We start from the raw sequence: 9208 nt of genomic DNA on the forward strand, positions 1-9208 counted from the left end.
CGGAACCCTCACGAGGCCACCGCCGAGGGCTGGCGACGGGTGAAGGTCAGCTTGTCGTCCTCGGCGTCGACCACGACCGTGTCGCCCTCGGTCAGCTCGCCGGCGAGCAGGCGCCTGGCCAGCTCGTCGCCGACGGCCTTGGCGATCAGCCTCCGCAGCGGGCGGGCGCCGTAGGCGGGGTCGTAGCCGCGGTCGGCCAGCCACGCCTTGGCGGCCGGGGTCAGCTCAAGGGTGAGGCGGCGGTCGGCCAGGCGGCCGGCCAGCCTCGCCACCTGGAGGTCGACGATCCGGGCCAGGTCGTCGCGGCCCAGCCGGTGGAAGACCAGGATCTCGTCCAGTCGGTTGAGGAACTCGGGCTTGAACGCCTCCCGGACGGCGGCCATGACCCGCTCGCGGCTGACCTCCTCGGGCTCGACGATGTCGGTGAGCAGCGACGACCCGAGGTTGGAGGTCATGATCAGGACCACGTTGGCGAAGTCGACGGTGCGGCCCTGGCCGTCGGTCAGGCGGCCGTCGTCCATCACCTGGAGGAGCACGTTGAACACGTCCGGGTGGGCCTTCTCGACCTCGTCCAGCAGCACCACGGCGTACGGCCGGCGCCGCACCGCCTCGGTGAGCTGGCCGCCCTCGTCGTAGCCGACGTAGCCGGGGGGCGCCCCGACCAGCCGGGCCACCGAGTGCTTCTCGCCGTACTCGCTCATGTCGCTGCGGACCATGGCCCGCTCGTCGTCGAACAGCAGCGCGGCCAGGGCCCGGGCCAGCTCCGTCTTGCCGACCCCGGTGGGGCCGAGGAACAGGAAGCTGCCGATCGGCCGGCCCGGCTCCGACAGCCCGGCCCGCGAGCGCCGGATGGCGTCGGCGACCGCCTGGACGGCGTCGTCCTGGCCGACCACCCGGAGGTGGAGCTCGTCCTCGAGCCGCAGCAGCTTGGCCATCTCGCCCTGGACGAGCCGGGTCACGGGGATGCCGGTCCAGGCGGACACGACCTTGGCCACGTCCTCCTCGTCCACTTCTTCTTTCAGCATCCTTCGGTCTGCCTGCAGCTCGGTCAGGCGTCGATTGGCCTCTGCCAGGTCGCGCTCCAGGCCGGGCAGGACGCCGTAGCCCAGCTCGGCCGCCCGCTCCAGGGCGCCGTCGCGGGTGGCCCGCTCGGCCTCGCCCTTGACCTCCTCGATGCGGGCGTTGATCTGGCGGATGGCCCCGATGGCCTCCTTCTCGCCCTCCCAGTGGGCCTTCATGCCGGTGAGGGTCTCCTGCAGGGTGGCCAGCTCCTCCTCGAGCTTGGCCAGCCGCTCCCGCGACACCTCGTCCTTCTCCTTCTTGAGCGCGGCCCGCTCGATCTCGAGCTGGCGGGCCCGGCGCTCCAGCACGTCGACCTCGGTCGGCATCGAGTCGATCTCGATGCGCAGCCGCGAGGCGGCCTCGTCGACCAGGTCGATGGCCTTGTCGGGCAGGAACCGGCCGGTCACGTAGCGGTCGGACAGCACCGCCGCCGCCACCAGGGCCGAGTCCTGGATGCGGACGCCGTGGTGGACCTCGTAGCGCTCCTTGAGGCCGCGCAGGATGGCGATGGTGTCCTGGACGCTCGGCTCCCCGACCAGGACCGGCTGGAACCGCCGCTCCAGGGCGGCGTCCTTCTCGATGTGCTTGCGGTACTCGTCGAGGGTGGTCGCCCCGACCATGCGCAGCTCGCCCCGGGCCAGCATCGGCTTGAGCATGTTGCCGGCGTCCATGGCCCCCTCGGCCGCGCCGGCCCCGACCACGGTGTGGAGCTCGTCGATGAAGGTGATGATCTGGCCCTCGGAGCCGCGGATGTCGTCGAGCACGGCCTTGAGCCGCTCCTCGAACTCGCCCCGGAACTTCGACCCGGCGACCATGGCTCCCAGGTCGAGGGCGACGATGCGCTTGTCCTTGAGCGACTCGGGCACGTCCCCGGCCACGATCCGGCCGGCCAGGCCCTCGACGATGGCCGTCTTGCCGACGCCGGGCTCGCCGATCAGCACCGGGTTGTTCTTGGTCCGGCGGCTCAGCACCTGGACGACCCGGCGGACCTCGTCGTCGCGGCCGATCACCGGGTCGAGCTTGCCCTGGCGGGCCATCTCGGTCAGGTCGCGGCCGAAGCGCTCCAGGGCCTGGTACTTGGCCTCGGGGTCCTGGTCGGTGACCCTCTTGCCCCCGCGGACCTCGGTCAGGGCGGCCAGGATGGCCTCGCGGGTCACGCCCGCGCCGGTGAGCAGCTTGGCCGCGGCGGTGGAGCCCTCGGTGAGGGCGAGCAGCAGGTGCTCGGTGGAGACGTACTGGTCGCCGAGGGCGCCGGCCTCCTTGCGGGCCCGCTCGATCAGGCGGCCCAGCTGGGGCGAGGCCACCGTCTCCTGCTCGGGGCCGTAGACCTTGGGGATCCGGTCCAGGGCCTCGGCGGCCCTGGCCTTGAGCATGCCCGGGTCGGCGCCGGCCCGGCGCACGACCGGGTACACGACCCCGTCGGGGTCGGCGAGCAGCGCGACCAGCAGGTGCTCGGGCTCGATCCGCTGGTGGTCGTTGGAGCGGGCCTCGCGCTGGGCGGTGGCCAGCGCCTCGGCGGCCCGGTGGGTGAAGCTGTTCACGTCCATGGTGATGTTCCGTTTCAGGTTCAGGCTTGCTCGTATCGTGAGGGATGCTCGTAGCGGACGATGGCCGAGGAGTAGGGGACCAGGTCGCGCCGGGCCGACCGCCGGATGCTCTCGACCTCCTGGCGGTGGCGGCGGGCCTGGGTCCGCAGCTCGGACTCGAGCGCGGCCACGGTGGCCTGGAGACGCTCGATCTCCTGGGTCAACGCGATCACCCGCCGCACCCCTTCCAGGTTCATGCCGTCGCTGGTCAGCCGCTTGATCTCCAGCAGCCGCTCGATGTCCCGCTCGGAGTAGCGGCGGGCGTTGGCGCTGGTCCGCTTGGGCCGGACCAGGCCCTCGCGCTCGTAGATCCGCAGCGTCTGGGGGTGGACCCCGGCCAGCTCGGCCGCGACCGAGATCACGAACACCGCCCGGTCCCGTTGCTCCGCCATGGTTCAGCGCCCCTCGCTCAGTCGATCCCGAGGTGGTTCCTGGGCGTCGTGTCGGACAGCGACGCGAACTCCCGCAGCAGGTCCCGCTCCTTGCGCGAGAGCTTCTCGGGCACGGCCACCTGGAGGCTGACCATCAGGTCGCCGGCGCCCTTGCGGCCGGCCCCGGGGACGCCGCGCCCCCGGACCCGGAAGGTGCGGCCGTTCTGGGTCCCGGCCGGCACCTTCAAGGTCACCGGGCCGTCCAGGGTCGGCACCTTGAGCTCGGTGCCGAGGGCGGCCTCGGCGAAGGTCACCGGCACGGTGATGGTCAGGTCCCGGCCGTTGCGCCCGAAGATGGGGTGCGGGGTGACCCGCACCTTGACGATCAGGTCGCCGGCGGGGGCGCCGGCCTGGCCGGGCTCGCCCTGGCCCTTGAGCCGGACGGTGGCGCCGTCGTTGACCCCGGTGGGGATCCGTACCTTCAGCTCCCGGGTGCGGACCTCGCTGCCGCGGCCGTTGCAGGTCGGGCAGGGGTCGTCGATCACCGAGCCGCGACCCTGGCAGGTCGGGCAGGGGCTGGAGAGGCCGAACAGGCCCTGGTCGCGGGTGACCGTGCCCCGCCCGTTGCAGGTCGGGCAGGGCCGGGGCAGGGTGCCGGGCTTGGCTCCCGAGCCGTGGCAGGTGTGGCAGGGGGCCGGCCCGCGGAGCTGCAGGGGGATGGTGGCCCCGCGCACCGCCTCCTCGAAGCCGAGGGTGACCTCGCTCTCGACGTCGCGGCCGCGCCGGGCCGCCGTCTGCGACTGCCGCCCGCCGAACAGGTTGCCGAACAGGTCGCCGAGGCCGCCCAGGTCCTCGACCCGGACCCTGGTGCCGCCGGGGAAGCCGCCGCCTCCGCCCGGGAACCCGCCGAAGCCGCCGCCGCCGAAGGCCCCGGAGGCCAGCAGCCGGCGGGCCTCGTCGTACTCGGCCCGCTTCTTGGGGTCGGACAGCACCGAGTAGGCCCGCCCGACGTTCTTGAAGCGCTCCTCGGACGCCTTGTCACCCTTGTTGGCGTCCGGGTGGTGCTGCTGGGCGAGCTTCCGGTAGGCCTTCTTGATCTCGGCCGCGGACGCGTCCTTGGACACGCCGAGCTCGGCGTAGAAGTCCTTCTCCAGGTACTCGGGGTTGTTCATCCGCTACTTCGCGACCTTCACCATGGCGGGGCGCAGGACCTTGCCCCGCAGCTCATAGCCGGCGCGCACGATGTCGGTCACCGTGCCCGGCTCGCTGTCCTCCTGCTCGACGGCGATCACCGCCTCGTGGCGCTCGGGGTCGAAGGGCTTGCCCTCGGCCTCGATCTTGACCAGGCCCTCGCCCTCGAGGACCTCGCGGAGCTCGCCGAAGACCATCTCGACGCCCTTGAGCATGCGGTCGAAGTCGCGCGACTGCTCGGCCGCGGACACGGCCAGCTCGAAGTTGTCCAGCACCGGCAGCAGCCGGGTGACCAGCGCCTGGGAGGCCGAGGCGGCGCGGGCCGTCTGCTCGCGCAGGGTCCGCTTGCGGTAGTTGTCGAAGTCGGCCTGGAGCCGGCGCAGGTCGTCCAGATAGCTCTCGGCCTCGGCCCTGGCCTTCTCCAGGTCGGCCGCGATCGCGTCCTCAGCCTCCTCGGCCTGGACCGCGTCGGCGGTCTCCTCCTCGCCCCCGCCATCGTCGGTGGCGTCCTCGTCGGCCCGCTCGGTGACGGCGTGGTTCTGCTCCTCGACAGCCTCCGGCTCCTCGACAGCCTCGGCTTCGGACTCGCCTGCCTGCTGGGCAGCTGCGACCTCCTCCTTGGCGGCCTCCTCGCGCGCCTCGGCGGTGTCGGGCTCGCGCTCACCCGCCTGCTGGGCATTTGTGTTCTTCACGGTGTCCCCTCTAGGCGAGAGGGGAGGCGGTGGACCCGCCTCCCCTCCCTGGTGGCATGGTCCGGATCAGGCGTCGCCGGCCGGGGTCGACGTCCCCGACACCTGCTTGCGACCGCCGCCGGCGCGGACGGTGATCTTCTTCGGCTTGGCCTCCTCGGCCTTGGGCACGACCACCTCGAGCACCCCGTTCTCGAACGAGGCCTCGATGGCGTCCGCCTGCACCTGGGACGGCAGGGTGATCGAGCGGCGGAAGCTGCCGTAGCGGCGCTCCACCCGGTGGAACTGCTGCTCGGTCGACTCCTGGGTGAACTGCCGCTCGCCCTGGATGGTGAGCAGGCCGTCCTCCAGGGTGATGTCGAGGTCGTCGGCGTTGATGCCGGGCACCTCGACGGTGACCACGTAGGCGTCCTTGCGCTCGGAGATGTCGAGCGCCGGCGCCCACACGCGGCCGCCGCCCTGGCCCTGGCGAGCCCGGCCGAAGACCTGGTTCATCTCGTCCTGAATCGCCAGCAGGTCCTGGAAGGGATCCCACCTGGAGACGCTCATGACGGTTACCTCCTCTGGGTCGTGGGGGTTCATGCCCCCTTCTGCTGGTCCTGGTCGCCCTCGTCGATGATCTCGGCGTCGACCACGTCGCCGTCGCCCTGGGTCGTGCCCTGGTCGGCGGTGGTGGCCGTCGCGTCCTGGGCCTGGCCGGGGCCGGGCTGGGCCTGGGCGTAGACCGCCTCGGCCAGCTTGTAGCTCGCCTGCTGGAGCGCCTCGGTGGCCGAGGTGATGGCGACGGTGTCGTCGCCGGCGAGCTTCTCCTTCAGGTCGGTCAGGGCCGTCTCGACGCTGTTGCGGTCCTCGTCGGAGATCTTGTCGCCGTAGTCCTTGAGGCTCTTCTCGGTCTGGTAGACGAGCTGCTCGGCCCGGTTCTTGGCCTCGGCGGCCTCGCGCCGGCGCCGGTCCTCCTCGGCGTACTGCTCGGCCTCGTGGACCATGCGGTCGATGTCCTCCTTGGGCAGCGCCGTGCCGCCCGTGATGGTCATCGACTGCTCCTTGCCGGTGCCGCGGTCCTTGGCCGAGACGTTGACGATGCCGTTGGCGTCGATGTCGAAGGTGACCTCGATCTGGGGCACGCCCCGGGGCGCGGGCGGGATGCCGACCAGCTGGAAGTTGCCCAGCAGCTTGTTGCCGTAGGTCATCTCGCGCTCGCCCTGGAAGACCTTGACGTCGACCTCGGCCTGGCCGTCGTCGGCGGTGGTGAACACCTCCGAGCGGCGGGTCGGGATGGTGGTGTTGCGCTCGATGAGCTTGGTCATCACCCCGCCCTTGGTCTCGATGCCCAGCGACAGCGGGGTCACGTCGAGCAGCAGGATGTCCTTGACCTCACCCTTGAGCACACCCGCCTGGAGGGCGGCGCCCACGGCCACGACCTCGTCGGGGTTGACGCCCTTGTGGGGCTCCTTGCCGCCGGTGAGCTGCTTGACGAACTCGACCACCATGGGCATCCGGGTCGAGCCGCCGACCAGCACCACGTGGTGGATGTCGGTCAGGCTCTTCTGGGTCTTGGCCTTCCAGTCGGTCACGGCCTTGTCGAAGGGGCCGCGCAGCCGCTCGACCAGGTCGGAGGTCATGCGCTCCAACTCGCCCCGGGTGAGGCGCTGCTCCATGTGGAGCGGGCCCTCGGGGGTGGCGGTGATGAAGGGCAGGTTGATCGTGGTCTCCAGGGTCGAGGAGAGCTCGATCTTGGCCTTCTCGGCCGCCTCCTTGAGGCGCTGCATGGCCATCTTGTCGTTCGACAGGTCGATGCCGTGGTTGTTCTTGAAGGTGGTCAGCAGCCACTCGACGATGCGCTGGTCCCAGTCGTCGCCGCCCAGGTGCATGTCGCCGGAGGTCGCCTGGACCTCGATGACGCCCTCGCCGATGTCGAGCAGGGAGACGTCGAAGGTGCCGCCGCCCAGGTCGAAGACCAGGATGGTCTCGTCGTTCTCCTTGTCCAGGGAGTAGGCCAGCGAGGCCGCGGTCGGCTCGTTGATGATGCGCAGGACGTCGAGCCCGGCGATCTCACCGGCCTCCTTGGTGGCCTGGCGCTGGGCGTCGTCGAAGTAGGCCGGGACGGTGATCACGGCCTGGGTGACCTGGTCGCCCAGGTAGGCCTCGGCGTCGCGCTTGAGCTTCTGCAGGATGAACGCGCTCACCTGCTGGGGGGAGAACTCCTTGCCGTCGGCGCGGAACCGCCAGGACGACTCGCCCATGTGGCGCTTGACCGAACGCACGGTCCGGTCGGGGTTGGTGACCGCCTGGCGCTTGGCGACCTCGCCGACGAGCACCTCACCGGTCTTGGCGAGGGCGACCACCGACGGGGTCGTGCGGGCCCCCTCGGCGTTGGGGATCACCGTCGGCTCGCCACCCTCCAGGGTGGACACGACGGAGTTGGTGGTCCCCAGGTCGATCCCTACGGCCTTGGCCATCTCATCACCTCAAACAAGCTGGGACAGGTTCGAGACCCAGCATAGGGAGTTGAGTGGCCTGTTGTCAAGCTTATGGGTTCGGGCGTTTTATGTTGCCTCTGACCTGCGCGTTCAGGTAGGCTCAGGGAGTGCTGCGGGGTCCTCGGGGACCACCTTGGCGCCCGGTCCGACCCCGGCGGCGGCGAAGGACCCGGCGGCCAGCTCGATCGCGTAGCGGTAGGGGCCGGCCGGCGCGTAGCTGGGGCACGGGTCGGCCCGGCACGGCGTCATCTCGGACACGCTGACCACCCGGCCGTCGGCGGCCACGAACGCGATCGACAGCGGGACCAGGGTGTTCTTCATCCAGTAGGCCTCGGCCACGTCCTCAGGGTAGAGGAAGACCATGCCGGTCCCCTCCGGCACCTCGGTGCGCCCCATCAGCCCCCGGGCCCGGGCGGCGGGGGTGGCGGCGATCTCCAGCCGCACCGTCCGGGCCTCGCCACCGGCCGGCTCCAGCCGGTAGGTGACGGTGCGGGCGGCCCTGGAGGCGGACGGGGTGGTGGTCGCCGGTGGGTCGGCCATGACGGGGTCGTCCCGTCCGACCAGCCCGGCCGCCGACGCCAGCACCCACGCCAGCACCGCCACCCCGGCCACCACCAGCAGCAGGCCGCCGGCCAGGAGGCCCGCCCGGGCGCGGCTGGGCGAGGGCTGGGGTCGGGTGGGTGGGGACTGGGGCCGGGTCGGGTCGCGCATCCGCCCAGCCTATCCGCCTCCGGATGTTACCGAGCGGTAGACTTCGGGCAGCCAGCCGAAGCGACCAGGCCGGGAGGACGTGCGATGAAGCTCGCCATCGGGGCCGTGCTGACCTTCTTCGCCGTCGCCCTGGCCGGCCAGCGGGCCGAGCGGATCGCCCGCCTGATCGCCAGCGGCCGGCCAGCCCCCGACCGCTTCGAGGGCGCCTGGACCCGACTGCGGGCCGAGCTGGTCGAGGTCTTCGGCCAGCGCAAGCTGCTCCAGCGGCCCATCCCCGGACTGGCCCACTTCTTCACCTTCTGGGGCTTCGTGATCCTGCTGACCACGATCGTCGAGGCCTATGGGGAGCTGTTCAGCGAGACCTTCGCCCTGCCGCTGGTCGGGCACAGCCCGCTGCTCGGGTTCCTCCAGGACCTGACCGCGGTCGCCGTGCTGGTCAGCCTGGCCGTCTTCGCCGTCATCCGCATCCGCCAGTCGCCCGCCCGCCAGGACCGGGCCTCGCGGTTCTACGGGTCCCACACCGGCCAGGCCTGGGTCATCCTCGGCATGATCGCCCTGGTGATCGTCACCCTGCTGCTGTACCGGGGGGCCAGGGTGGCCCGCGGGACCTTCCCGTACGACGGCTGGGCGTTCGCGTCCACGGCCGTCGGGCGGGCCCTCGACGGCCTCGCCCCGTCGACCCTGCGGCTGCTCGACGAGGGCTTCCTGCTGGCCCACCTGGCGGTCGTGCTCGGCTTCCTGGTGCTGGTCATGTACTCCAAGCACCTGCACATCTTCACCGCCCCGTTCAACGTCGCCTTCTCGCGGCGCCCCAAGGCCCTGGGGCCGCTGGCCACCCCCCGGATCGACCCCGAGGAGATGACCGAGGAGGACGTCTTCGGCGCCGGCAAGGTCGAGGACCTGAACTTCAAGCAGCTGCTCGACATGGCCACCTGCACCGAGTGCGGCCGCTGCCAGGACCAGTGCCCGGCCTGGAACACGGGCAAGCCGCTGTCGCCCAAGATGGTCATCACCGACCTGCGCGACCACCTGTTCGAGAAGGCCCCGTTCCTGCTCGGCGAGGCCGACCCCGAGCACCCGGACGGCCACGACCCGGCGGTGGTCGGCAAGGACCTCGT

Annotated in this window: 8 protein-coding genes; 1 reads left to right on the forward strand and 7 read right to left on the reverse strand. The window is 71.6% G+C overall.

Features of this window, described 5'->3' with window-relative positions:
• Window positions 1-8: 8 nt before the first annotated feature.
• The 7 genes from clpB to VF468_06775 all read right to left on the reverse strand — a co-directional run bounded on the left by clpB (window position 9) and on the right by VF468_06775 (window position 8090).
• Complete coding sequence (clpB, locus tag VF468_06745; GenBank protein ID HEX5878004.1) at window positions 9-2609, reverse strand: ATP-dependent chaperone ClpB; 2601 nt, start codon at window positions 2607-2609, stop codon at window positions 9-11.
• A gap of 20 nt (window positions 2610-2629) precedes the next feature.
• Window positions 2630-3040: a MerR family transcriptional regulator gene (locus VF468_06750; GenBank protein HEX5878005.1), complete on the reverse strand. Its 411-nt coding sequence runs from the start codon at window positions 3038-3040 to the stop codon at window positions 2630-2632.
• 17 nt (window positions 3041-3057) lie between these two features.
• The gene (dnaJ, locus tag VF468_06755) at window positions 3058-4191 is read right to left on the reverse strand and encodes a molecular chaperone DnaJ (GenBank protein ID HEX5878006.1); all 1134 of its coding nucleotides are present in this window, start codon (window positions 4189-4191) and stop codon (window positions 3058-3060) included.
• A 3-nt stretch (window positions 4192-4194) separates the two neighbouring features.
• A complete protein-coding gene (grpE, locus tag VF468_06760) occupies window positions 4195-4902 on the reverse strand; it encodes a nucleotide exchange factor GrpE (GenBank protein ID HEX5878007.1) in 708 nt (235 codons plus the stop codon).
• A 66-nt stretch (window positions 4903-4968) separates the two neighbouring features.
• Window positions 4969-5448: an Hsp20/alpha crystallin family protein gene (locus VF468_06765; GenBank protein ID HEX5878008.1), complete on the reverse strand. Its 480-nt coding sequence runs from the start codon at window positions 5446-5448 to the stop codon at window positions 4969-4971.
• 29 nt (window positions 5449-5477) lie between these two features.
• Window positions 5478-7358, reverse strand: a complete 1881-nt coding sequence (dnaK, locus tag VF468_06770; protein HEX5878009.1) for a molecular chaperone DnaK — start codon at window positions 7356-7358, stop codon at window positions 5478-5480.
• A 111-nt stretch (window positions 7359-7469) separates the two neighbouring features.
• A complete protein-coding gene (locus VF468_06775; GenBank protein ID HEX5878010.1) occupies window positions 7470-8090 on the reverse strand; it encodes a DUF192 domain-containing protein in 621 nt (206 codons plus the stop codon).
• Between the two features lie 84 nt (window positions 8091-8174).
• Here VF468_06775 and VF468_06780 point away from each other — a divergent pair.
• Window positions 8175-9208 (forward strand): (Fe-S)-binding protein (locus VF468_06780; GenBank protein HEX5878011.1); only part of this gene is annotated, 1034 nt, incomplete at its 3' end.

This window comes from Actinomycetota bacterium (assembly GCA_036280995.1).
Classification (GTDB): Bacteria; Actinomycetota; CALGFH01; order CALGFH01; family CALGFH01; genus CALGFH01.